Origin of the sequence: Streptomyces sp. CB00316, from assembly GCF_001905595.1 — a bacterium.
Taxonomy (GTDB): Bacteria; Actinomycetota; Actinomycetes; order Streptomycetales; family Streptomycetaceae; genus Streptomyces.
Genome location: NZ_LIXI01000006.1, coordinates 284467 through 308854, shown reverse-complemented (window position 1 = coordinate 308854; position 24388 = coordinate 284467). Strand labels below are relative to the sequence as shown.

Sequence of the window (24388 nt, the reverse complement as noted above, 5' to 3'; positions counted from 1 at the left end):
TCGGACAGCGCGGGGATTGCCCCGCGGCGCATGAGGAGGCATCGGTGGCGGGCGAGTCCCCCGACAAAACGGAGCAGCGGAAGTCGTCGGGGACGGCTGCGGAGGAACGCGATCCGCGCTGCGCGGTGTTCCGCGAACCCGGTGCGGACGTGGCTGAGGATGCGGCTGCCGACGAGGCGACGCCGGACCGGGTGGCGTCGGACACGGCTACGGCCGTCTTCCGTCCCCGCCTCCCGGAGGACGAGGCCGGGCGTGCGCCGGAGGAGTCCGCTTCCGGCCTCGAGGAGCCCGCTTCCGGCGAAGAGGAGCCCGCGAAGGCCCCTGAGGGCGCTATAACGCCCCAGAAGCCCGCAGCGACCTCTGAGGGTCCCGAGGGCTCTGACGCGGCGGCGGAGGCCCCTGAGGGCGACACGGACGGCACGTCCGACGCGTCCGACGCCGCTGCGGGTGAGCCGGAGCCCGGTGACGTACGGCTGCGCGCGGCGGTGGCCGCGTGGGTCGATGCGGCAGTCGAGGGCGAGGGCGAGGCGGACGACAAGGCGGACGGCCCCGCGAAGGGCGAGGCGAAGGCCGAGCCGGCCGCGGATGCCGACGCCGAGCCTGCCTCCGACGCCGAGCCTGCCTCCGACGCCGAGCCTGCCTCCGACGCCGAGCCTGCCTCCGACGCCGAGCCTGCCTCCGACTCCGACTCCGACTCCGAAGCCGAAGCCGAAGCCGAAGCCGAAGCCGAAGCCGAGCGCACGTCTGTTGAGGAGCCGGAGGCCGAGGCCAAGACCGCGACCGCGGCTGAAGCCGAGAAGGCGGAATCTGCGGCCGACTCCGACTCCGACTCCGACGACGGCGAGGGCCCCGCTCCCGCTGCCGGCACCGGCTCCGACCTGCGAGGAATCGATCAGCCCACGGCCGTCTTCAAGGCGGTCGCGCCCGCCAAGAGGGTCGACCAGCCGACGACCGCGCTGAAGCTCTCGCCGCAGGAACGCGAAGAGCTGAAGGCTGCGGGCGACAAGGCTGCGGGCGACAAGGCTCGCGAGCCCGAGAGCGCCGTCGAGCGCCCGAGCACCTTCGTGCCCCTGCGCTCCGACGACGTACGGCCCGCCCCCGCGCCCCGCGCGCCGGCGACCGAGGCGCCGACGGGTACGCCGGACGACTCGGGGACCCCGGCCCCCACCCCGGCCCGGACCCCGGCCCCCACCCCGGCATCGGCCGCTCCGTCCGCCCCGGCCGCCCCGTCATGGGCGGCGGCCGAGCGGACCCGGCAGCAGCCGCTGCCGCCCAAGCCGCCGCTCGACCTGCTCGCCGAGCTGACGAACACCCCGCCGCCGGCCGAGACCCCGGTCCGTACGGCGGTGCGGCGGGTCAAGATCTGGACCCCGCTGGTCCTCCTCCTGCTGATCGTCTTTGCGATCGTGCAGGTGATGCGGCAGCTACCGGAGCCGGTCCTGGAGCTCACGGCGAAGCCGACGTACACCTTCGAGGGCGGCGGGACGAAGCTGTCCTGGCCGGGCCAGGGACAGTCCGCCGTGATGGTGGACGGCGTCGGGTCGCTCGGTACCGAGGGGGCGCAGAAGCCGGCACCCATCGCCAGCGTCGCGAAGGTCATGACCGCCCACGTCATCCTCCAGGCGCACCCCCTCAAGGATGACGAGGAGGGCGAGACGATCACCGTCGACCAGAAGGCGGAGGACGAGTCCAAGCGCCCCGAAGAGTCGACGGCACCCCTGACCAAGGGGCAGCAGCTCACCCAGCGGCAGATGCTCCAGCTGCTGATGATCCCCTCGGGGAACAACGCGGCGCGGCTGCTCGCCCGCTGGGACGCGGGGAGCGAGGACGCGTTCATCGACAAGATGAACGACGCGGCCAAGGACCTCGGGATGACCAACTCGACGTACACGGACCCGAGCGGCCTGGAGAAGACCACCGTCTCCACCGCGACCGACCAGCTCAAGCTGGCCCAGGCGGTCATGCGGAACGAGGTGTTCCGGGAAGTCGTGGACATGCCCGAGATCGAGATCAAGGGCATAGTCGGCAAGATCTACAACAACAACAATCTGCTTCTGCAGGACGGTGTGAGCGGCATCAAGACCGGTTCCTCCACCCCGGCGGGCGGCAACCTGCTCTGGTCCGCGAACACCAAGGTCGACGGCAAGGTGCTCTGGATCTACGGAGCGGTCATGGGCCAGCAGGCCGGTACGGGCCGGCTCTACGACAGCCTGGAGCTGTCCCTGCAGAACAGCCTGAAGCTGATCAAGGACGCGCAGGAGGCACCCACCTCCGCCACGGTGGTGAAGAAGGGCGACGTGGTCGGGTACGTGGACAACGGTTTCGGTGCGCGGACCCCGGTGATAGCGACGAAGAACCTCAAGGCGGTCGGCTGGCCCGGCCTGGAGGTCGAGCTCAAGGTCACCGACAACGGCAAGGGCATCGCGCACTCCGCGACGGCCGGCAGCGAGGTCGGCATGGTGACCGTGGGCACGGGTAACGGAAAGGTCACGGCACCGGTGGTGCTGCAGGGCGACCTGACCGAGCCGGCCTTCGGCGACAAGCTGACCAGGATCGGCTGAGCGGACAGAGGCACGGACGCGTTCGTGGGACGGGGTGAGCGGCATCGCTCACCCCGCTCCATGTCACGGGTGTGTGTCGGAGGTACGTGTTAGCGTCCCCGGACAACTGAAGGACGCCGGGACGCGTCCTGAAAGGCGTACGGGGCCGGCGGAGGACGGGGAGAGCCGTAGTGACCACCGCGGAGCCGAGACCCGGCCGCGAGGCGGACAGCAGCACCGGAGAGACCGCCGGCGGCGCCGCCCCGCGCGCCCTGCTGCCCTCCCCCCGTACGCCGGAGCGGCCTGAGCCGGGCACGCCGGAGCCCGGGACGCCGGAGCCCTTCCCGGAGTCCGCCGCCTCCGAACCGCCCGTCCCCCCGGCCCGGCGGCTGCTGCGCCACCCCGTCACCATCGCCACGGCGGCCGCGGCCGTCACCCACGTCCTGTGGTTCCTCTTCTTCGCCAACAGCGGCGGCGACATCGCGGCGCAGGACGCCTGGGCCGAGTTCGTGGGCCGGCACCCGGGCACCGCGTACAACCTCGCCTGGTACGGGGGCATGCACCCCGTCTCGTACAGCGTGGTCTCGCCGTATCTGATGTCGGTGCTCGGCGTCCGCTCCACGATGATGCTCGTGGGGACGGTCTCGGCCGGGCTGACCGCGCTGATCCTGGTCCGGGTCCGGGCCGTGCGCAATCCGCTGGCCTGCTCGCTCGCCGGGGTCTTCGCCTACCTGTGCAACGCGCTGTCGGGGCGGGTGACGTTCGGGCTCGGCATGATGTTCGCCGTCGGTGCCGTCGCCGCCGTCTTCTGCTGGCCCCACCGCTGGCGGTACAAGCGGTGGGCCAAGGCGGCCGTCGCCGCTCCGCTCGCCGCACTGGCCACCGCCTCCAGCCCGGTCGCCGGGCTCTTCCTCGGGGTGGTCGCGGCCGCGCTCTTCCTCCACAAGCGGCGCCCCGGCGCGTACGCGATCGGGCTCGCCCCGGTCGCCGTGGTGGCGCTGTCCTCCCTCCTCTTCCCGTTCTCCGGTACGCAGCCGATGTCGCTGGGGACGGTGTCGCTGCCGTTCCTCTTCTCGGTCCTCGTCTTCGTCCTCGTACCGCGCGACTGGAGCACGGTCCGCACGGCGGCCGCGGTCTACGGCTTCGGCACCGTGCTCACCTACTTCGTCGACTCGCAGATCGGGTCGAACGTGACCCGCATGGCGATGCTGTTCGCCGGGATCGTGCTGCTGGCGGCCCTGCCGTACACGGTGCCGCGCAGCCGCCGCTGGTACGCGCTGGTCCTGGCGTTCGCGGGGCTCAACTTCTGGATCGGCTTCAAGGGCGTCGACGACATCGTCCGCACCACCCCCGACGCCTCCTGGGCCCGTTCTCTGGCTCCCCTGGTCAACCAGCTCCAGCAGGTCGGGGCCGAGCGGGGCCGGGTCGAGGTGGTCCCCGCGAGCAGCCACCGGGAGGCCTCGGCGCTGGCCACGTACAACCTGGCCCGCGGCTGGAACCGGCAGGCCGACATGAAGCGCAACCCGCTCTTCTACGACGACACCCTGGACGCGGTCAACTACCGCCAGTGGCTGGACCGCTGGGCGGTCCACTACGTGGTGCTGCCCACCGGCAGGCCGGACGGCGGGGCGGAGCGGGAGACGGAGCTCGTGGGGAAGGGGCTCCCCTACCTCCGCGAGATATGGAGCGACGAGAACTGGAAGCTCTACCGGGTCCTGGAGCCGACCCCGCTCGCCGATCCGCCCGCCACGGTGGAGAAGGCGGGGGCGAACGAGCTGACGATCCGGGTCGAGTCGGCGGGCCGGGTGTTGATCCGGATCCCGCACTCGCGCTGGCTCGCGGTCGTCGACGAGCAGGGCAAGGGCGTGGAGCGGCCGCAGGAGACCGAGGAGTCCAAGCTGCGGACGCAGGAGGACGAGACGGCCCCCAAGACCTTCGACAACCTCCACGGCTGCCTGAACAAGATCGTGGACGAGGGCCCGTACGGCGACGAGTGGACCGAGCTCCTCGCGCCGAAGCCGGGGGTGTACCGGCTGGCTGCGCCGTACCAGCTGCAGCCGGGGACGCCGTGTCCGGAGGAGCTCAGCTGAGCTGAACCGGGCTCTTGTGCAAGGACGTTGCGGAAATGACGGCTGTACGCACTCTGCGCCCGGCTCTAAACCGATCCCTGTACGGGCCATCGTTCGTGGGCCCTCCCTCTGGGGCCGCCGCCCTGGCAAGGTGTCCTGTCATGAGGTGCCAACACTGCGGTGGTCAACGCGGCGCGCTGCCGGGGATGGTCTGCCCCGGCTGCGGATCGGCCCGTTCCCGGATGGCGGCCGGCGAGAGCTCCTGGGTCGCGCACGAGACCCTGACGGGCCGCGTCTCGACCCTGCCCCGACGACGTAAAGCCTTACTGGCGGCGGGAGTCGTGGTGGCCGCCGGAGGTCTGGCGACGGTGGCCGCGCTGCTCCTGTCGGGCGGCGGGAACGTGGCCGGCGGCCCGAGCCGTACGGACGCGGCGGGCCGGGCGGGCGCGCTGCCGGACCGGATCGGGGGCGGGGCCCCCACCCGTATCGGCCCTGGGGAGGACGCCCCCGCCGCGCCCACGCCCGAGGAGCCGACCTCGGAGGCGCCGGAAGCGCCGGAGGTTCCGGATCCTCCGGCCTCCCCGGGTTCCCCGGACTCACCGGACGAGGGGGGCCGCCGCTTCACGCAGTGGGCGGGCCCGGGCTGCACGGCGGGGGAGTACCGGGAGTACGGCCGCTTCGAGCGGGGTGAGGCGGGCTGGTACGCGGTCGCCTCGGGCGGATTCACCGGCGGCGGCTGTGACGGCCGGTTCAGCGCCGTCCCGATGTCGGGCAGCCCCACAGAGGACCGCGGCTCCACCGCAACCTGGTCCTGGCACCTCGGCGAGGGCTTCCGCGAGTGCGCGCTGACGGTGTTCGTGCCGGAGGGGCGCGCCCGCGACGTGGCGGGCGACCCGACCGTCTACCGGGTGCTCTCCGACCCGGCCGACGCGGACTCCGCGTACACCGGGTTCGCGGTGCGCCAGACGCAGCACCGGGGGAGCGCGGTCGAGGTGGGCAACTACCCGGTCAAGGGCGACGCGTTCGCGGTGCTGCTCATCGACCGGGGCCGGGACTGGGGCGCGTCGGACCGGGTGGGGGCACACCACGCGGCGGCGCAGATGAGAGTGGTGTGCCAATGAGGGACCTCGCGGTCACGGTTTTCGCCGGATGAAGGCGGGCTCGTGCGGGGCCGGTTCGCCGGCCGCCCCGGCGGCGCGCAGCGCGGTGTCCAGGGCCCGTCCGGGGTCGGAGTCGTCACATCCGCTGCCCCAGGCGGCGTTGGCCTCGACCACGGTCCATCGGCCCTCCGCCTTTCGCAGGTCGGGAGTGGTGGACCGGCCACGGGGCACAGGACGGGAATGACCTTGTGCCGCCGCGGAACCGCTTGGTTCACTCCCCGGGTGACCCTCGACTCCACGCTCCTCGACTCCGCCACACTCGTCCGCACGTTGATCGCTGCCCAGTTCTCGCACTGGGCGGACCTGCCCGTGGAGGCGGTCGACGCGAGTGGGACGGCGAACGCGGTCTACCGCCTGGGCGACGACAAGGCGGTACGGCTGCCGCGTACGGAGGGCAGCGCGGCCGACGTCGCCACGGAGCACCTCTGGCTGCCCCGGCTGGCCGCGCAGCTGCCCGTACCGGTCCCGGCGCCGTTGGCTCAGGGGGCTCCGGCCGAGGGCTTCCCCTGGGCCTGGTCGGTCTGCACATGGCTGGAGGGGACGAACCCGCTGCCCGGTGACGGCACATGGGCGCCGGAGCTCTTCGCCGCGGACCTGGCGGAGTTCGTTCTCGCGCTGCGCCGCATCGACCCGGTGGACGGCCCGCCGGCCTACCGCGGCGAACTTCTGGCCTCCCGGGACGCGGAGACGCGCAAGGTGATCGCCGGGCTGGACGGCGTCCTTGACGCCGGGGCGGCCACCGCCGCCTGGGACAAGGCGCTGGCCGCCCCGGCCTTCACGGGCGCGCCCGTTTGGGTGCACGGGGACCTCCAGCCGGGCAACGTCCTGGTCGCGGACGGCCGCCTCACGGGAGTGATCGACTTCGCCTGCATGGGGCTGGCCGATCCCGCCGTCGACCTGATCGCCGCCTGGTACCTGCTGCCGGCCGGGGCCAGGGAGGCGTTCCGTACGGCGGTCGGGGCCGACGACGCGAGCTGGGAGCGGGGGCGTGGCTGGGCGCTGTCCATCGCGGTGATGGAGCTCGCCGCCTACCGGGAGTCGAACCCGGCGATGGCGCGGAACGCGTGGTGGGTGATCGGGGAGCTCCTGGCCGGGTGACCGGCCAGGGGGTGGGCCGAGGAGGAGCTGGCCCCCCTGCGAAGTGGGGTGCCAGCCGTAGTGAGTGCGAACGCCGTGACTTCTAGCGTCTGTTGTGTGAGATACGCAGAGAAGATCACCCACAGCCGAGCGGCCCGCAGCGCCGCGGCCGCAGGCCTCGCACTCGCCGTAGGCCTCACCGCCTCACCAGCCCTGGCCGCTCCCGCCTCACCAACCCTGGCGCCCCCCGCGTCACCAGCCCTGGCGCCCCCCGCAGCGGCGGCACGCACCGCCGAGACGACGGCGGCCGGGGCTCAGCCGCACCACGGACTCGACCGCTACTACGACCAACGCCTGTCCTGGGGCACGTGCGCGCAGTCCCCCGACGACGCGACGGGCAGGGACCTGGACGAGGCGGGCGTGCAGTGCGCGAACGTCACGGTCCCGCTGGACTACGCCGCTCCTCGGGGCCGCACGATCACGGTCGCGGTGTCCCGGCTGAAGGCCACCGACACCCGCCGCCGTATAGGCGCGATCCTCCTCAACAACGGCGGCCCCGGCGGCACGGCGGTGGAGTCCCCGCCTGTCATACGCACGGCGATGAAGAAGGCCGGTGCCCGCTACGACATCATCGGCTTCGACCCGCGCTTCGTCGGCCGCAGCACCCCGCTGGACTGCGGCTGGCCCGTCAGCTTCCCCTGGTTCTCGGCCGGGGCGGGCCGGGCGGGCTTCGACCGCCATGTGGCCCTGAGCAAGAGCCTGGCCGCCAAGTGCCGCGCCACCAACGCCTCGGTCCTCCCGCACGTCACCACGCGCAACACCGCCCGCGACATGGACGTGATCCGGGGCGCGCTGGGCGAGCGGAAGATCTCCTACCTGGGCTACTCGTACGGTACGTACCTGGGCACGGTCTACACGCAGATGTTCCCCGGACGCTACGACCGGGTGGTCCTGGACGGAGGGATCGACCCGCGCGCCTACGGTCCCCGGCTGTTGAAGGGCGCGGTACGGGAGAACGAGCAGGCACTCTCGGCGTGGGCCGTCTGGGCTGCCGGCCGCCACACGACGTACGGCCTGGGCCGCACCCCTACCGCCGTGCTGGCCACCATCGACCGTGTGATGGTGAGGGCGGGGCGCGGCCCCCTGACGGTCGGCACCGCGCCGGACACCTTCCGGGTCGACGACACCCACATACCGACGCTCCTCTTCATGGGCGTGGCCGACGACACCGACGCGTCCCGGGCGTCCCTGGCCGAGCAGGTCTCCGTACTGTCCAAGGCGGCCAAGGGCCAACAGGTGCCCCTCTCCAAGGGGTTCAGCGAGCAACTGCGCTTCGCGCTGACCGGCGAGGGCTCGCCTTCCGGCAGTGTCCAGATGGCGATCCTCTGCGGCGACGGGCCGGCACCACGGGACCCCGAGCTCTACTGGCGCGACATCGAACGTGCCCGCGCCGCCCACCCGCTGTTCGGCCCGCTCACCGAGAACATCGGCCCGTGCGCGTTCTGGGACGCCCCACGCGAGAACCCCACCCGCATACGTCACGATGCCCCGGCCCTGATCGTCGCCGCCACCGGCGACCCGCGCACCACGTACCGGGGCAGCGTCGCCCTCCACGACCAGCTCCCCAGCTCCCGGCTCCTCACCCTCAAGGGTGCCAACCGGCACGCGCTGTACGGGGAGTACGGGAACGCGTGCGTGGACACCAAGGTCAACCGGTACCTGGAGACGGGCAGGCTGCCGGGGAAGGACGAGACGTGCGTGAAGTAGTCCCCTACTCCACCTCCGTGAAGTAGGGGACTACTCCACCTCGATGCCGTAATCCTGGAGGCCAGCCCTTCCAGCCCCCTCCAGCCCCCCCGGCCACCGGTGACGAACTCCCAGTCGCCGTTGGCGCGGTGACGGAAGGACCTCTGACCTGGATGGCGGCTTTGTCCGGCGCCAGGGGAACGAGCGCGCGGACCGTTCCGTCGGGTGGCGACCCGAGGGCACGGTCCGCGCAGAATTCGTCGGTTTCGGGCGGCCTCGGCGCAGGGGTTCTCCCGGACGGACGCAGCCCCTGCGGGTCTGCCGGCGCCTATCGGTGCTGGCTCTCTCGCAAACGGCCCCGGACGAGAAGTCCGAGGCCGAACAGAACCCCTCCCTGAGGGAGAATCCCCAGGTCAGGGCGGTAATGCGTTGTGCCCCCGGCAGGATTCGAACCTGCGACACCCGCTTTAGGAGTGGGATTGGATCCTTGCCGGGCGGTTCCAGACCGTGCCGCGTGGTGCTGTTCTGCCTGATCAGCGCCACGCGGCACGCTGTTCCGTCGTGCATGTGACGACTGCTGCCGCCCCGTCCGCTCACGCATCGCGCACGCACTTCGAGCCTGCCGACCTTGGCTCTCGTGTTCAGCGGCCCTGAGCGACAGGTCAGGGCTCGCGCCGTTTCGCACTACGGGGAGGGGTCACGCCGGATCAGTGGGTCCAGCGGTTGGCTGGTTGGGAACGAAGGAAACGTCGCTGATATGCGCAGTGTCCCCGAACGCGAGGACACATGACTGGGCGTGGCTGATGGTGATCGCGGACCCTGACGGGGGTCGCGTGAGGAAGTCCCGCAGGGCGCGCGCCGTGGGGGTGAGGTGGGGCGCGATGCTGGCGAGGAAAGCGATGCTGACGATCAACGCAGCGACTTCGCCGATGTCCCCGAAGAAGGCGAAGAGGGGCGGGATGCTGAAGAGCAGGAACGTCAGGGAGAGGAAAGCGGGCACGTGTTCCCGGTCGTCCCTTCTGCGCTCGGCGGAGCGCTCATGGAAGCCGACGTCCCCGCCTGCGTTGTGAGGTATGACCTCCCAGTTGCCGGCATCCCGACCTGAAGCGAGGATCCGGAAGGCAACGACTTGGCCGCGTTCGAGGTGGCCAATGGTGAACACGGCCTCCCGGTTGACTCCTCGCGCTCCGGGCACCTGGCCACACCCAGTTCTTGCTCGGGCCGGGAGGAAACAGCTGCTTCCAGGACTTGGGTGCCCTCGGGGAACCGGAAGCGCAGCTGTTGCTGTTGCACTACGCGGTTGCCGGTGTTCTCCACGCGGAACTCGACGGAGCTGAGGTCGTCGACGGTGACGCCGTTGTACGAGAGCTGGAGCAGGGGTCGTATCGCCTCATCTGTGGAGATGACGGCTGTGCGGGTATCGGCGTCCCAGGAGAGCCGCTTGGTGGCCTCCCGGCGAGACTTCATGCGCTCGATCGCCATGGCGCCGAGAACACCGACGATCGCCCCCGCGAGGGCGATGACGAGGTTCTGTTGGAAGTCCGTCAGCACTGCCTCTGAAACCCAGATCATCATGGTTCTTCCCCCGGCCGATGGGCTGTTGCGGCGTCACCATAGCGGGCTCGTCCGCCGGTGGCCGGGGGAGTAACTGAACTTGTTCCCCGATGACCAAGTAAATGGAGCTTGTCTCCTGGCTCAAGTCCGAGCACGGCCTGGGACACGGCCATGCCAACGCCCTGGTTGCGTACACGCTTGCCGAGAGCAGCGGCCAGTGAGCGGAACGTGATCGGGTCGCCCGGCTGGTGACAGGTCAGGTGACTCCTCGAAGGGGGGTCACGGAGGACGTGCCACAGGGCGGCCGGTTGCTCCAGGTGAACGTCGTGTCCCGTCCCAGGGATAGTCAAGGCCACGGTCTCTGGGCGTCGCCGGAGCATCTCGTCGATCTCTTCGGGGGATGATGCCGGACTGGCCGAGTATGGCCAGGGTCGGGCAGGTCACCTCCGACCATTCGTTCCAGAAGGACCGCTGGGCAGTTTCGCCAGCGACCCGTACATCACGTCGCAGTCGAAGCGTGGCTACCAGTCCCCGTTGCGTTCCACTTCCGCCAGGCTGACCGCCTAGCCCTCGCTGACAGGACCGTCGCCGAAGAACTCGACGGCAGCCTCCCGCGACGGGAACGGACCGGGCCAGGAATCGATCCACCCCCCGATCTCCGCCTGAACATTACGGTTCGGCCCGCCCCGCCCGGCCTCCACTAGGACGAGCGCATGCAAGAGGCCGGGGTGCGCGGCCGCGGCGAGCATAGCGGTGTGACCGCCCAGCGACTGGCCTACCAGGACGGGTTGCTGGAGGCCGAGCTGTTCGAGTACGGCGACGGTATCCGCGACGTACGCGGCCCGGGACACGTCCCGAATGCGGGGATCAGAACGGCCCACTGCGGGCGGGGTGGGCTCCGACGAGCACCGACCGCTTCCAACCGGCGCACATGATGTAGTCGATCTCGTCAACGCTGGGCGTGCCGACAGCAGTCGGACTGATGCCGTATCCGGACTGCCAATCGTCGATCGCAGTGGCCAACGTCGCTGACGTGGCTGCGACGGCGCAGCGTCGCTCCGGTACAAGTGATGCCTGCGCTGTGATGAGGGCCGGTGAGATTTGCCCCCTGAGTTGGCTCACTGCGACACCTATCGCTTCCCGCTGCCGGGAGTTCTCTATGACCCAGCTGCCGGTGACCACAACACAACCGGCAGTAGGAACGACGGAGCCGCCTCGGAAGCGAACCCCGACACGGTCGCCGACTTCGGCAAGCGGGCCTTGCCCATGCAGCAACATTTGAGCGGCGAGCTGTACGGCCTCGGCTTTCTCCGGGTTACTCAGGTGGAGCGGGATGCCGATGTAGACCCGGCTGTCGGCACCGGGCACGCCGCCTCTTGATCCGAGACGTCCGCATCCGATGTGAGAAGTGGCTGGAACAACGGCCGAGGCGGGCGGTCTCATCACTTGCGCCAGGAGCAGCCACTCCTCCGCCGGCCTCGGACTCACGATCACGATCCGCTCAGGAAAGGCAGCACCTTGCAGGGCTGCATGTGTTTGCAGGTCCTGCGTTGCTATGGTCGAACTCGTTCCAATGCGGCACTCGTCGAAACGGGCCGGCTGAGGCCGCCGAGTGGCCAGCGCCGCGAGCTTGTGGCCGGCAACGAGCAGCGGATTTCCGAACCACTCGGATAGTTCGACATCGATTGCACGGCATTCCCGCAGCCGGACGTCATCATCGATCGTCCCTTCAGCCAGCATCTGGGGGGTGGTGGTCAGCGCCGTGACCAGCTCGCGGTCCGCCTCGGCAAGCACCGTTGCCGAGACACTCATCGTGTCCGCGTGGGTCTGAGCCTGTGCCACGATCGGCGCTGTCATGATCGCGCGCAGTGTCGCCAGATACAGGTGCTCGTACAAGTGAGCCACGCCTGGCGCGTCCGTGGGATCGTGGCCGAATCCGAGCGCATAGGTGGCGATCACGGAAGTCGTCGGAGAACCCGGCCGATGCACGACAATCGCGCTGCCGCCCTCGCCCGGCAATTGAAAGATCTCACCATTCACGAACGGCCTCGCGCAATTGGGTAACGGTCGCTTCGGGCAGTCGGCCGACCACGGCGACGGCTGGAGCAGACAGGCCGACGGGTCCGGCAGGTTCTTCTGCCCAATCCTGAAAGGAATCTTCCGACGGGTGGATCGCCTCATAGAGCGTGGCGCTTGCCCGCAGGTAGGGCACACGCGTGTCGGGGATCCCGAAGTCTCGGATGTGGCGCAGTTCGTCTCGCACGGCTTCGAGGAGCGTGACCACGTGGTCGGCAACGGTACTGAGGCCGATGCTGAGGCAGGCGGTGCCGTGCTCCTGGACAGGCATCGCAGCTGCCGCGTAGTACGGCACCTTGCGGTGCGCGAGCGTTTGGACAAGGCTGCCAGGAGCACCCACGCGTCCCAGATATGTCGCAGCGATCAGCGCGGACTCCGCTCCGCCGATCCCGTCGGGCCAGGGCAACTGCACTCCTATGGCAAGTCGTTGCAGGTCGCGGGCGCCGTAGTACAGGCCACCCCGCCAGGCGAGCGCATCCAGCCATTCGCCCGGATGTGCTTCAGTGTGGATGAGTTCCGTGACGTCGTGAGCATGCTCGACGATCTGCTGGTCGGTGATGGCAGCTGCTGCGGCCGCGCTGGGCAGCGCGTCCACGCAGGCATCGCCCCAGGCCACCAGATGAAGTGCGCGCTGGACCAGCCGGCCGCGATCGTTCGTTCGGTGGGCCCGCCGCGTGATGAGCGTGCGCCGGAGGGCGCCAAGATCAACCTTGCTCAGCCGTTGGTTCAGCAGATCTCGGGTGGTTCTTGAAGGCATTCTTACCGCCGAGCAGTGAAGACCCACCCGGTACGCGTCGACACCGAAGAGAGCGGCGCAGGTCAAGGCCGTCAGCCCGGGTGCGGCCGGCGGCTCGGTAGCCGTGCCCCACGGGATCCACCGCACCACGGAGGGAACGGGTGGTGTGGCGATCACTCGCCCTAGAGACACCAAGCTAGTCACTCTTGCCATCCATGCTCGCTCTGTAGTGCGGCAGCAATAGCAGCGTGGTGGTTATGAGATTCAATGCACCCGCAACCAACAGGACTGGTGCAGGATGATTGGTCAGATCCCCGATGAACGGGATGGCGACGTAGGACGCCGTCATGAGTAAGTTCAGCATTGCGCGACGCAACGCGAAAACCCGACCGATGGCGTCATTGGACGTCAACGCTTGATAGACCACGGTCGCTGCTCCAGCGATCATCACATTGCCAGCTCCGCCGAGAATGCCGACCACGACTACCGCAGCCCAGCTCCAGGATCGGCCGCTGAGCACCAACGCGACAGCTGCCACGATGGACACCACGGCTCCCATCCAAATGATGAGTGGCTGCCGGTTGAACCTGCGAACGACCAGGTATGACCCGACAATCCAGCCGATGCCCGTCAGTGTCTGATACACGGCCGCCGCGGCAACGCCCAGCGTCTGCTGGAAAACCGCCAGGGCAATGACTACTTCAGAGCCGAGGAAGAGGAAGTACGACGCTTCGGCAAGCGCCACGCGGCGTAGTTGTGGTGCGATGCTACGCAAGCGCACAGGTTCCAGTCGTGTCTGTGGCCGGTCGTCGCCGGACCGCGCCAATCGACTCTTCTTGATTTTGGCTGCTGACGGCCGCAGCAACATCGCAAGGAGCCCGGAAACGACGAACGATGCGAGGTTGACCCACAACGCCGCTTCGATACCTATCCCCGTCGAGAGCGCGGCGCCGATCAGCGGTCCAAGGCTCATGGTGGCACCGAAGACCACCTCGAACTTGGCGATTACCGGGCGGGCTTCTTCGGCGGAAAGTCGTTCCTTGAGCATCGCCTGTACTGCGGGAACCGACGCGCTCCCGACTGCCTTGAGAAGAGCCGAGATGACGTATACGACGGCGAGATTCTCTGCACGTACCCCCACAACCAAGATCAGAACCAGCAGCGCGGAGAGTACCTCGCAGGTGATGAACACGTGCAGTCGGTCGTACCGGTCGACGATCCGTCCTGCAATTGGCGCGCAGAGGACCACTGGCAGGGTGCCAACGGCAAAGGTGATGCCGGTGGCCGTATAGGACCCGGTCACCGACAGCACCCATAGCGGTAGTGCGAGATTCTGAGTGTAGTTGCCGAGCAGCGAGCATGCGTTCGCGAGGAACAGGATGCGCCACTTCTGCCATGGGTTGAATCCTGCCTGAACCGGAACGTCGGCCGTGGCCGCCGGGGCTTTGGGAGTCAAGATCGGCTCCAACCAAGCCGGGTAGCGGCGAACTGAGGTTTCGTTGTTTGTGCAGGGGGACACCCAAAGTGCGCGGAGAACCGCTCGGCGACGCCGGCTAGCTCGTCCAAGTCCAGTCGGCTCGCCTGATTCGCTTCCACTTCCACCACTGCAAACGTGTCCACCAGCCGCGACGCGGCATCCCGCAGTTCGACTGCATCGCAGGTGAGTCCGACGGTCGCCTGTTGGTCGGTAAGCAAGGCCGCCTTGGTGCGCCGTTGGGAGAGATACCCGAAGACCCGCATCTCCCCTGCCTTGGGCACCCTGCGCGACAAGTGCTGCCCGGGCCTTCCAGCGAGCGCGTCCGCACTTGAGAGGGTCTTCGCATCTGGAATGTATTCGGACATCTCCAACACATCGCGGCGCCCGTCCACCCACTGGATGGTCTCCTTCGCCACCAGCCAGGACGGGCCCTGGCCCCTGTTGACCAGAGCAGTCAGGGAGCAGTTGGCCATCGACAACGACCATTCCCTGTCGTCGAAGCACAGTGTGTGTTGCAGGATCGATGCCTGATCCGCAAGGCGCAATCCAGAGATCTCGATCAGTTGGCCGCGCAGTTTGTCGCGTGCAGCGGTGTCGGCCAGTGAGGGCGCCGGCACCACCCACCGGTATTCGTGCTCCACGCCGACTCGCGGTATCCGCAGAATGCGCTTTAGGTCCGTCATGACGTAGCCTCCACAAGTCGATGGGTCGAGTTCGCGTACCCCTGGTCGGAGAGGCCCCCCAGGGTGAAAACATCGACTCGATGAGTCGGTACGTCGAACAATTCAGCGCACACCTCCCGCACGACGGCGCCCGTTGAGGGCGGCGGACGGAAGTGGCCGGACTTGGTGTTCGCCACCACCGCGTGCACCTGTGGCGCGCCGATCAGCACGATCTCGCCTGCCGCACGTACACGTAGCCGGTCCGGCACGAGCATGGGGTGGGCCACGGGGACACCGTCGACGTGCGACTTCGCGCGCCCGAAAATGAGTTCACGGAGGTTGAACCGGCGTCGCCATATGAGCAGGCGTCCCTCATCGTCGATCACGAACATGTGCGGCGCGCCCGTGACGAAGTCGGCCGGAATCTCGGCGGAACGGACATGCCACGTCTGCTTGACCGCCGTGGCGGCTGCCACACCGTAGCGGTCCTGGAACACGCCGCGATCGAACTCGATGATCAGCGGGTCGCTTTGCACCAAACGAGTGGGGTGATCATGGCGAACTGTCAGCTGCCGCGCATAGGCGGTGCGGATGTCCTCAGCGGTACGGGCCAGCCGGTCGCACAGGTCATGGGTGGGCCCGATGGTCAAGTGCGCGTGCCACAGTCGGATCAGCTCCTCATACTTGAGGAAGACTACGGCTTGTGACGACGGGCCGTACTTGCGGACTGCCTGTGCAGCAGCCGTGTGCAACTCGTCGGCCTCGGCAAGATAATGAGTGTCGGCAGCCAATGCCCGAGCCCTCCCTAGACAGTCGAAGGGCACCCGGCCCTGTATAGGGCCGGGTGCCGGCAAGAGACCAGATGCCTTCTTAGCTCCAGGTCTCGCCCGCCTGCACGGACGTCAGCGCGTCCAGGCCGTCCTCGGTCTCGTCGAGAGACTCGATGACCTCGATGATCTCCGTAACCTGCTCCATCGCGGTGCTCCTCCTTCCCGTGTTAGCAGTGCCTGGGTTTTTCGGGCCTGTCAGGTCCAGGTCTCGCCCGCCTGCACGGACGTCAGCGCGTCCAGGCCGTCCTCGGACTCGTCGAGGGACTCGATGATCTCGATGATCTCCGCAACCTGCTCCATGACTTTCTCCTCTCGAAAATGCCCGAATCATGCGCGATCGAACGAATCAGGCATAAGGTGATGGATTCCCCATCACGCTCCGCCCTCTCGGTCCGTCATCGCTTAGCTTCGTCTGAGCTTGCATCGCGCCTTCATCCACTTTTCATCCACCGGTGCTGACCAGAGCGGACGGGCGTTCAGCGAGGCATGCAGACGATCGGGCGAAGCCATGAGAAGTAAATTCACGCCGGCTGACGATCGCCGTCCAGGTCACCGACCAGGCGCTCCATCTCCGCCTCGCCCGTCACGTCGTTGTTCTGGCGGTAGACGTCCTGGGCCTTGCGGAACCACTCGACTGCAACGGCATGGTCGCCGGAGCCGAGAACCGCATGCCCAATGCGGGCGAGGGTGTCCGCCTCGGCCGTCCGGAACCCGGATTTCCGCATCAGCGCAAGTCCTTCGTGCAAGTGCGCCAGGGCCTCCGGATAGTCCCGCTTGCGGATGAACAGCGCACCGATGCTGCTGAGAATCGCAGCCTCGTGGTGCCGGAGGCCATGTTCCCGGGCAAGTTCCTGTCCGGCTTGCAGCCGTTCCAGCCCCGCTTCGATGTCGCCGAGGGCCATCAACGCGTCCGCCGAGTTGTTGAGTGCGTGCACGATGAGCGTGGTGTTCTGTGCTGCCTCGGCGAGACCGAGTGCCAACTCGTGCTCGGCCAGCGCGTCGTGGTATCGGCCCTGCAACTCGTAGGCGAAACCAAGGCCGAGACGCGAGCCGGCGGCGCCGCCCGGCTGCCCTTCCCGCTCATGGAGCTCGGCCGCCAGGAGGAGGTGCTCGATCGCGACGTCGAGCTCATGCGTGACCACGAGCGCACCGCCGAGTGCATGGTGCAGGTGGGCCCGGAGCAGCGGATCGTGGATCCTGTGGGCCTTCTCCCCGCACTGCTTCCAGGCGTCCACGTCAGCGGTGGAGAAGCCGGTTCGGAGGAAGTAGCTGTGCAGGTGATAGAGCAGCTCCACTGCCCGGTCGATGTCGTGGCGGACCGCGACAGCAGTGACCGGTGCCAGGTTCTCTCTCTCCTGGTCGAGGAACTTGATGGCGTCGACATCCTTGGCGAACTGTCCGATGAAGGTCTCCATCAGCGCTCCCCGGTCGGCGAAAGCGTCGCGATCGGGCCGCAATACGCCGTTGGCCATGGCAGCCACTGACAGATACCAGCTCAAGAGACGATCAAGAGCTTTGGCCGGCAGGTCGTCTCGGGCCTGGGCATCCAGGCGTTCCGCGGCGAAGGATCGGACCAGGTCGTGCATGGCCAGGTAGTGGTCGCCGGTCTTGGTGAGCAGGTGCAGCGCGATCAGGTTGGTGAGGCTGCGCCGCGCGGCCGACAGCGGAACCGCCGCGATTGCCGCCGCTGACTCCGCCCGCACCCGGCGCCCGGGGTGAATCGCCAGCAGTCGAAAGAGCCGTGCGTCATCCGCTGACAACGTTGCGTAGGTGTTGGCCAGAACTGAGCGGACACTGCGCGTGTCGCCATCGATGGTGAACCCGTCGAGCGGCGCACCGTCGCGAGACAGGTCGGCAGCTAGCTGATTGACCGTCATGGAGCGGTCCGCGATCATCCGGGCGGCGAGGATACGCAGTGCCAGCGGCATCCCGTCGCACAGATCCAGCAGGCTCTCCAGCGCCGCACTGAGGCTTTCCGGTGACTCGTCCGTGGCTCTTGTGAGGATGGAACGGCTTTCCATTCGGCCGAGTCCGCCAAGGGCCAGTCCCCTGACCGCGACATGGGTGTGGAGGGCTGCAAGGTTGTTGCGGCTGGTAACCACCAGTTGCGAGCGGCCGCTGGGCGGCACGGCCGGCAGAACTTGATCGATTGTGCCAACATTGTCCAAAATGATCAGTAGCTTCTTGTCGGCCACGATCGAGCGGTACAAGGCAATTCGCTTCTCTAGCGAGCCGGGTACCTTCTGCGGCGGTAGGTTCAGGCTCTCCAGGATGTGTTCGAGCACGCTTCCTGCCGAGCGACTCTCATCCGCGCTGTGCCCGAGCAGGTCGACAAATATGTGGCCGTCAGGGAAGTTGTTCCGGACCTGATGCGCCCACTGCACGACAAGCGACGTCTTGCCCATGCCGGCCACGCCAGCGACTGCGAGTACCTGTGCCTCCCCGCAGTGTTGCGAGAGCAGGGTCAATTCCTCTTGTCGCCCAGTGAAAGAGCCGTCTGCGGGAGGAATCTGGCTCGGTATCGGCGGTGAGTGCTTTGTGTTGACGGGAGGCGCAGCGACTGTGATCGCCTCTTCTGCCGTTGGCCCCAATAGGGTCGGATCGCTTTGCAGGATTCTCTTGTGGAGCTCTTGCAATGCGGGGCCGGGATCGATGCCCAACTCGTCATTCAGCCGGGCGCGTGCCTGCTGATAGGTCTGCAGTGCGGCCGTCTGCTGGCCTGTACGGTACAGTGCCGTCATAAAAAGTCCGGCGAGTTGCTCGCGGAATGGAAATTCAGCGACCAGTGCGGCTAGCTCGGTTACCGCGCGACCGTGAAGGCCAACCTGCAGCTCCAGTCGCATGCATTCTTCCCAGGCTGCTGGCCGTTCCTCGTTGATAAGAACGGCGTTTCCCTGGATGACCTGACTGTCGATGCCGGCGAAGGCATGTGCACGCCATAGGGCTAGCGCCTGCCGCAGTTTTCCGGCAGCCTCGTGTGGATCGCCAGTCTTGGTATGATTGCTGGCTTGGGCGACCAGACCGCGAAAGACGTGGAGATCTATATGCTCCAGATCAACGGCGAGGGTGTATCCGGCCCGACCGGTTCGGATGACCTCATTTGCCTCGGTCACGCCGGCCCCCACCCACGCCTGACGCAGTTGCGACGCCACGTTCTGGACCTGCCGTTCCGCTGATGCGGGCGGCGCACCGTCCCAGAGAGCCTCTGCGAGCGCACCGATTGACACGAATGCGTTCGGGCTCAGCAGCAGACGCGTCAGGAATCGCGCGTGGCGGGGGCGGAGCGGGGGGAGCTGACGCTCAGACGCTCGTATGTCCAGGTGTCCGAGCACCAGAAATCTCATTGAACCTGCCTTCGACAGATAATCTCAAAGGGGGCTACCAGGAGAAGGGCTCTGCCGAGGGTCCGGTCATCTTCCGGGCAATGGTCTCACGGTGCCCCAGTGTTCCTCGAAATGTGAGGAGCGCCTACCAGCCGCGTGCCCGCCATTCGGCGAGTGAAGGCCGTTCCGTGCCGAGTGTTGTGTCCCGGCCGTGTCCCGGGTAAACCCACGTCTCGTCGGGCAAATTATTGAAGATTTTTCCCTCGACATCCTCGAAGAGGGAGGCGAATGCGTGGGCGTCACCGAAAGTGTTTCCCAACCCTCCAGGGAACAGTGAGTCACCGGTGAAGAGGTGTGGATGACCGTCCGGGTCGTCGTACAGCAACGCAACGCTCCCCGGGGTGTGGCCGGTCAGCCGTATTGCCCTCAACTCGAACGCGCCACAGGTTACGATGTCGCCGTCGTGCAACGGAACGTCAGTGGGTACAGCGATACCCGGTACATCAGGCTCGCCGGCGAAAGTCGTGGCGCCTGTGGCCTCAACTACTGCTGCAAGGGCATGCTCCCAGTGGTCCCAATGTTGATGAGTGGTCACGACAGCGTCCAAGCGACGATCGCAGAAATCGAGCAAGACTTCTGGTTCATTCGCTGCGTCGATCATCAACTGTTGCCCGGTCGAATGGCACTGCAGCAGATAACAGTTGTTGTCACCACGTCCTACGGAGACCTTCCTGATGGTCAGTCTGGAAAGCTTGCGAACCCCTGGGGCTGCACCTGTGTATGCTGTCATGTTTTGATCATAGATGATCAGGCGAGTGGGTCCGGTGTGACTTAAATAGAATGGCTCATTTGTGGCGTACGGCTGATTCGGCATCATGAGCGGTCGTGAGTGCTGATCTGCGCACGGATGGCTTCTGACGGATTATGGGAACTGGTGCCCCGACCGCGCGGCTTCTCGTCCGCCTGCTTCGCGGGGCGGAGAAACCGAGGACGTCCCGCAGGATCAGGGTGCGGCGTACGCTTGCAACGCGGCGATGAAGGCCAGTCACAACGATTCACCCGCCGTTTCCACGTCGGGGTCATCACCAGGGCAGAGCTCGATCCACAGGGCGGCGTCGGCTGGAGCCCCGGTGGCGTGGCGCTGTCGGGGCCTGAGAGGTCCTTTGGCAGTGCCCGCCGCGTGACGGAGGCGAGGGCGTCCGGGACAGACATTGGTGCGATGCGGTACACCCACGACCGCAGGACCCGCGACCACTTCATCTGAGCGGGCGCAGGGCGGGGACCCAGCTGCCAGCGACGCCGAACGGCGAGAGTGCCGGCGACATCATTGCGACCTGCTTGAACTGTGCGACAACAAGCGTCCTTGACGGCTGATCCCCGACTCAGCGCTCTCTAAGACGTTTCGGTGCGCGATAGCGTCCCCATGAGACTAATCGCGTAGGGACGGATACCGCATGTCGTACAGCATGGTCACCGCCGACGGGGATGAGCAGCGCGGTCTGATCCTCGACTTCGCCGGGGTGCTTACCGCCAGCCCGATCGATGTTCACCGAGCCTGGTGCGTGTCGGAAGGACTGGCTTCGGGCGCGTGGCGCGGCACTCTCAACGATCATCCTGAGGGCCGGCGTCTGTACGCGGCTCTGGAGATCGGCGAGATCGGGCAGGCCGAGTGGAACGAGGGCACGGCAGCCCTGTTGGGTGCGCACGTGGATCCGGTGAACCTAATGGGGCGGGCCTGGGCCAACGTGCCGGCGGCCCGCCGGATGGTCGCGCTCGCGCGTGCCGCGCGCGAAGCCGGTCACCGGCTCGCCCTGCTGTCCAACAGCTTCGGCCTCGACCCATTCAACCCGTACGAACACATTGGCATCTGGGACCTGTTCGACGTGCACGTCGTGTCCGAGCTGGTCGGGATGGCCAAGCCCGATCCAGCGATCTACGAACTCGCCCTGGAGCGCATCGGGCTGCCCGCCGAGCGGTGCGTCTTCGTGGACGATCACGCGGTGAACCTTCCGCCGGCTGCCGATCTGGGCATCGCCACCGTCCATGTCACGGACGAGGACACGGCCGTGGCTGAGCTGGAGGCCCTTCTCGGTGTCACGGCGGTGCTCGCCGCGTGAGTCCAACTGCAGTCTGATCAAAGGCTGTCGGCTCCGCCGTTCCTGCCAGTACTGTCCGTGTGGGGGCCATCACGCGGAGGTTCTAGATCATGCAGTGGTCGGAGTACACCACCTCTGAGCGCCTGAAGGCGCTGCGCGGCCGGATGACGCAGGAGCAGTTAGCGGAGGCGGCCGGCGTGTCCGTCGGCGTGGTCCGCAAGCTCGAACGCGGCGGGACGGCTTCCCTGCCGTCCCTGCTGTCGATCGCAGACTCGCTCGGTACGGACATCGCCGTGCTCCTCGGCCAGCAGGCGCCACGACGGTCCATGGACCGTGACGAGCGGGCCGCTCTGCGCTTGGTCTCCGCGGCCACCCATGACGCCGCCATCGGCATCCCAGCCGATGTCGAGCCGGGCACCGTCGAAGAGCTCCGTGCCGTCGTCCGTCGTGCGGACGCCGCTTACTGGGGAGGCCGGTACACCGAGCTCGGCACGCTCCTGGGTCGGCTGCTTCCCGAGGCGCGGGCCAGGTTCGACGCGGCCGGCGCCACCGATCGGGAGGCCGCTGCCAGCGTCCTGATCGACACCTTCCAGACCGCGGGCATGGCCGCCAACGTGCTCGGTTCCCGTGACCTCGCGTATGCGGCTCTGACGTACGGACGCCAGATCGCCGCGCAGGGCGGCGACGATCTGCGTGACGCCCACCTCGCCGCCACGACCGCGTGGGTCAACCTCCGCGACGGCCGTACGAAGCAGGGGTTCCTCCTCGCCGCCGCCCAGGCCGACCGGATCGAACCCAAGATGAGCGAGCACGACCCGGACCGGTTGAGCGTGTACGGGCAGCTCGTCACGAACGCCGCCGTCGCCGCTTCCAGGGGCGGCGCGAACGCCGACAACGCCCGTGAGTACCTCTCCCAGGCCCATGCCGTCGCCGCCCGCATAGGGGACGAACACGCCCGCGGCTTCCACGCCCAGCCGTACGGACCGATGTACGCCGCCACACAGGCCATGAGCATCGCCGTGGCGCTCGGCGATACGGCCGGAGCGCTGCGGCTCATGGACACCGTCCGCCTGGACGACACCGTCCCCCTGGCCACCCGCGCCCGCTACGGCCTGGACGTCGCCCTCACCCAGGTCGAATGCCGGCGCTGGGATGCCGCCGCCGACACGCTCCAAGCCGTCTGCACCATGGCCCCGGGATGGGTGCGCCATCAGATGCTCCCCGGCGTCATCATCAGTCGGCTCGCCGGTGTGTCTGTCAACCGGCTGCGAGGGCTCGCCGACTCCGCGGGCGTTCCTCTCGGGGTGCGCTGACCCTCGTCAGTGCTGCAACCGTCCGTAGTAGTCGTAGGGCTGCCACCAGCCCGATCGCTACGGGTCGTTGCACGCCCCGGCGCGAGCTCTCTCCCGCTGCCACGGGGCGTGGCACAGCAACCAGGTACGGACTTCCCTCGACGTCACGGGCCGTGCCTGGGCCCAGGCACGGGAGCGCAGCAGCCTTGTGGGCATGCCGATCAACCCGCCCGGCGGCCTCGGGCACGTGCCCATCGCCGTCTACGCCTGCGCCACCACCTCCACCGCCATCCGTGAGGGTGAGGAGCGGGGCCGCTACTACGCCGACGCTCGCCACTGGCACGTGGCCGGCGCCTGGTCCGACTTCGACCCGGTGCTGCCGCTCACGGAACGGCCCGGCTGGCAGGCCGTCACGTCCGCCCTCGCCGCCGGGATGATCCGGGGCATCGTCGTTAGCGCTCTCACCCACGTCGCTGCCGACGCGGCCCAGTTCGCCAGACTCGGCGTCCTCATCCGTGAACGGGGCGGATTCCTCGTGGATGCCTCGGGCGCCTCGCCAGTCCGTCGTACTCCCGGCCAGCGTCGTCGACGCCGCGACATTGCGGACACGGCCTCCGGGTGGGCTCCGCACGGCGATTCGCCCGAGGCAGGCACCTCGTGACTGGGGAGCGGGCGTGGGTCGGTGACCTTGTCAGGGACGGAAGCGGGCGGCGGGCGATCGTCACCGACGTCCGAGCCGGCGGCACCGTGTGGGTGCTTCGACCGCCGACCGGCGGCGGTCCCTACTGGGAGACCGACTCCCTCGGCAGCCGTCGAGCCCTCCGTCATGTCCGCGCACCACGTACGGAAGGCGAAGCCCCCGTGCACGCGTTCGGCCTCTGCATCGACCAGCAGTACCTTGTCCCCGGCCTCGCCACCCTCGGCGGCCTGGCCGACAGCCTCACCCCGGCCTCCCGCCGCAACGGCGCCGTGCGAGTGCTCACCCTCGACCTCACCCGTGCCCAGGCCCTCCTCCTCTCCGACTTCGCCAAGCGAGTCGGCTTCGGCTCCTTCGACCTCCGCCACTGCTCCCCGCTGCGGACCTCCCGCATGGCCGACGCCTCCTACATCACCCTCACCACCTACCTACGGTTCGAGTTCACCTCGGACTTCGTCCGCAAGCCCTACCTGATCTACGTGGACGCCGACGTCCTCGTACGCGGAGATCTCACCGACCCGCTGGGCTCCCTCGGGCCGTACGAGACCGGCGCCGTGCGCGACGAGTTCAACCCGGCCGTCGGCGAGTGCCCGGCGCTGCCCGGAGCCGCCGAGCGCTGGCCTCACCTGCGCGGACGTCCCTACTTCAATGCAGGCGTGCTTTGGACCCACACCGACCACATGCCCCGCATCCGCCGAGGCGTCGAGCAGGCCCTGATCCACGCCCGGCGCCACATCCTCCACAACGACCAGGACGCCCTGAACCTGTGGCTCCTGCGATCCGGCCGGGTGCGGCCGGTGGCCGGAGGCTTCAACCGGTTCGAGGCCGGCCGGTTCCTTGAGCGCGGGAACTGGGTACGACGGGTCGTCGCGCGGTCGCCGAAGCCCGATCCGGCCGCCGCCCTCGTTCACTTCGTCGGTCCCGAGAAGCCGTGGCAGGCCGACTGCCCCGTCACGGAAGATGTCGTCGAGTACCGCCGACACCTGATGCGCACCCTGCGACACGTGCGTCGTCTCGGCGCCGTCGGCGTGGAACCGGTAGGTGTGCGGTGAC

20 protein-coding genes and 1 pseudogene are annotated in these 24388 nt (G+C 68.1%); 10 read left to right on the top strand and 11 right to left on the bottom strand.

Annotated elements, in window-relative coordinates; translation table 11 throughout:
• Positions 1–44 precede the first annotated feature (44 nt).
• The 3 genes from AMK21_RS19670 (at position 45) to AMK21_RS19660 (ending at position 5730) form a co-directional block, all read left to right on the top strand.
• The gene (locus AMK21_RS19670; protein ID WP_073879666.1) at positions 45–2561 is read left to right on the top strand and encodes a D-alanyl-D-alanine carboxypeptidase family protein; all 2517 of its coding nucleotides are present in this window, start codon (positions 45–47) and stop codon (positions 2559–2561) included.
• Positions 2562–2731: 170 nt separating this feature from the next.
• A complete protein-coding gene (locus AMK21_RS19665) occupies positions 2732–4630 on the top strand; it encodes a hypothetical protein (protein WP_073879664.1) in 1899 nt (632 codons plus the stop codon).
• Between the two features lie 221 nt (positions 4631–4851).
• Positions 4852–5730, top strand: a complete 879-nt coding sequence (locus AMK21_RS19660; protein ID WP_079181208.1) for an adhesin — start codon at positions 4852–4854, stop codon at positions 5728–5730.
• A gap of 12 nt (positions 5731–5742) precedes the next feature.
• Here AMK21_RS19660 and AMK21_RS34380 read toward each other — a convergent pair whose 3' ends face one another.
• Complete coding sequence (locus tag AMK21_RS34380; RefSeq protein WP_199863237.1) at positions 5743–5940, bottom strand: hypothetical protein; 198 nt, start codon at positions 5938–5940, stop codon at positions 5743–5745.
• A 9-nt stretch (positions 5941–5949) separates the two neighbouring features.
• Between AMK21_RS34380 and AMK21_RS19655 the strand changes: the two genes are divergently transcribed.
• Positions 5950–6867, top strand: coding sequence for an aminoglycoside phosphotransferase family protein (locus tag AMK21_RS19655; protein WP_234421984.1), 918 nt, complete (start codon positions 5950–5952; stop codon positions 6865–6867).
• 96 nt (positions 6868–6963) lie between these two features.
• Positions 6964–8613 (top strand): alpha/beta hydrolase, encoded by a 1650-nt coding sequence (locus AMK21_RS19650; protein ID WP_073879658.1) that lies wholly within the window; start codon positions 6964–6966, stop codon positions 8611–8613.
• Between the two features lie 676 nt (positions 8614–9289).
• Here AMK21_RS19650 and AMK21_RS19645 read toward each other — a convergent pair.
• The gene (locus AMK21_RS19645) at positions 9290–9592 is read right to left on the bottom strand and encodes a hypothetical protein (RefSeq protein WP_143194872.1); all 303 of its coding nucleotides are present in this window, start codon (positions 9590–9592) and stop codon (positions 9290–9292) included.
• A complete protein-coding gene (locus AMK21_RS34880) occupies positions 9571–10167 on the bottom strand; it encodes a hypothetical protein (protein ID WP_143194871.1) in 597 nt (198 codons plus the stop codon). The genes AMK21_RS19645 and AMK21_RS34880 overlap by 22 nt, the downstream gene beginning before the upstream one ends.
• A 101-nt stretch (positions 10168–10268) precedes the next feature.
• On the opposite strand from AMK21_RS34880, the pseudogene AMK21_RS19635 reads away from it, so the two are divergent.
• Positions 10269–10367 (top strand): annotated as a pseudogene (locus AMK21_RS19635) (DUF4287 domain-containing protein); the annotation flags it as partial.
• Between the two features lie 342 nt (positions 10368–10709).
• Here AMK21_RS19635 and AMK21_RS36905 read toward each other — a convergent pair.
• The 8 genes from AMK21_RS36905 to AMK21_RS19595 form a co-directional block, all read right to left on the bottom strand.
• Complete coding sequence (locus AMK21_RS36905; protein ID WP_324613911.1) at positions 10710–10997, bottom strand: alpha/beta hydrolase; 288 nt, start codon at positions 10995–10997, stop codon at positions 10710–10712.
• A 16-nt stretch (positions 10998–11013) separates the two neighbouring features.
• Entirely contained in the window at positions 11014–12186 is a 1173-nt protein-coding gene (locus AMK21_RS35460; RefSeq protein WP_073879650.1) for an insulinase family protein, read from the bottom strand.
• Positions 12176–13135: a hypothetical protein gene (locus tag AMK21_RS19620; RefSeq protein ID WP_234421983.1), complete on the bottom strand. Its 960-nt coding sequence runs from the start codon at positions 13133–13135 to the stop codon at positions 12176–12178. The genes AMK21_RS35460 and AMK21_RS19620 overlap by 11 nt, the downstream gene beginning before the upstream one ends.
• A gap of 19 nt (positions 13136–13154) precedes the next feature.
• Entirely contained in the window at positions 13155–14414 is a 1260-nt protein-coding gene (locus AMK21_RS19615) for an MFS transporter (RefSeq protein WP_234421982.1), read from the bottom strand.
• The gene (locus AMK21_RS19610; RefSeq protein WP_073879644.1) at positions 14411–15118 is read right to left on the bottom strand and encodes a hypothetical protein; all 708 of its coding nucleotides are present in this window, start codon (positions 15116–15118) and stop codon (positions 14411–14413) included. The genes AMK21_RS19615 and AMK21_RS19610 overlap by 4 nt, the downstream gene beginning before the upstream one ends.
• Positions 15115–15888 (bottom strand): hypothetical protein, encoded by a 774-nt coding sequence (locus tag AMK21_RS19605; RefSeq protein ID WP_073879642.1) that lies wholly within the window; start codon positions 15886–15888, stop codon positions 15115–15117. The genes AMK21_RS19610 and AMK21_RS19605 overlap by 4 nt, the downstream gene beginning before the upstream one ends.
• A 560-nt stretch (positions 15889–16448) precedes the next feature.
• Positions 16449–19079: an AfsR/SARP family transcriptional regulator gene (locus AMK21_RS19600; RefSeq protein ID WP_073879912.1), complete on the bottom strand. Its 2631-nt coding sequence runs from the start codon at positions 19077–19079 to the stop codon at positions 16449–16451.
• Positions 19080–19395: 316 nt separating this feature from the next.
• The gene (locus AMK21_RS19595; protein WP_073879640.1) at positions 19396–20040 is read right to left on the bottom strand and encodes an MBL fold metallo-hydrolase; all 645 of its coding nucleotides are present in this window, start codon (positions 20038–20040) and stop codon (positions 19396–19398) included.
• 664 nt (positions 20041–20704) lie between these two features.
• Between AMK21_RS19595 and AMK21_RS19590 the strand changes: the two genes are divergently transcribed.
• From AMK21_RS19590 to AMK21_RS19575, 4 genes are all read left to right on the top strand, one after another.
• Positions 20705–21367 carry an HAD family hydrolase gene (locus tag AMK21_RS19590; RefSeq protein ID WP_073879638.1) on the top strand — a complete coding sequence of 221 codons (663 nt, stop codon included), beginning with the start codon at positions 20705–20707 and terminating at the stop codon, positions 21365–21367.
• 89 nt (positions 21368–21456) lie between these two features.
• Positions 21457–22659, top strand: coding sequence for a helix-turn-helix domain-containing protein (locus AMK21_RS19585; protein WP_073879636.1), 1203 nt, complete (start codon positions 21457–21459; stop codon positions 22657–22659).
• A gap of 193 nt (positions 22660–22852) precedes the next feature.
• On the top strand, positions 22853–23299 hold the full coding sequence (locus AMK21_RS19580; protein WP_073879910.1) for a hypothetical protein: 447 nt from the start codon (positions 22853–22855) through the stop codon (positions 23297–23299).
• Between the two features lie 200 nt (positions 23300–23499).
• Complete coding sequence (locus AMK21_RS19575) at positions 23500–24387, top strand: glycosyltransferase family 8 protein (RefSeq protein ID WP_073879908.1); 888 nt, start codon at positions 23500–23502, stop codon at positions 24385–24387.
• Position 24388: the final 1 nt, after the last annotated feature.

Coding starts and splice junctions, on each gene's coding strand:
- AMK21_RS19595 (WP_073879640.1), bottom strand. CDS start 20,040: ATGACAGCATACACAGGTGCAGCCCCAGGGGTTCGCAAGCTTTCCAGA.
- AMK21_RS19655 (WP_234421984.1), top strand. CDS start 5,950: ATGACCTTGTGCCGCCGCGGAACCGCTTGGTTCACTCCCCGGGTGACC.
- AMK21_RS19580 (WP_073879910.1), top strand. CDS start 22,853: ATGCCGATCAACCCGCCCGGCGGCCTCGGGCACGTGCCCATCGCCGTC.
- AMK21_RS19585 (WP_073879636.1), top strand. CDS start 21,457: ATGCAGTGGTCGGAGTACACCACCTCTGAGCGCCTGAAGGCGCTGCGC.
- AMK21_RS19660 (WP_079181208.1), top strand. CDS start 4,852: ATGGCGGCCGGCGAGAGCTCCTGGGTCGCGCACGAGACCCTGACGGGC.
- AMK21_RS34880 (WP_143194871.1), bottom strand. CDS start 10,167: ATGATGATCTGGGTTTCAGAGGCAGTGCTGACGGACTTCCAACAGAAC.
- AMK21_RS19610 (WP_073879644.1), bottom strand. CDS start 15,118: ATGACGGACCTAAAGCGCATTCTGCGGATACCGCGAGTCGGCGTGGAG.
- AMK21_RS19590 (WP_073879638.1), top strand. CDS start 20,705: ATGTCGTACAGCATGGTCACCGCCGACGGGGATGAGCAGCGCGGTCTG.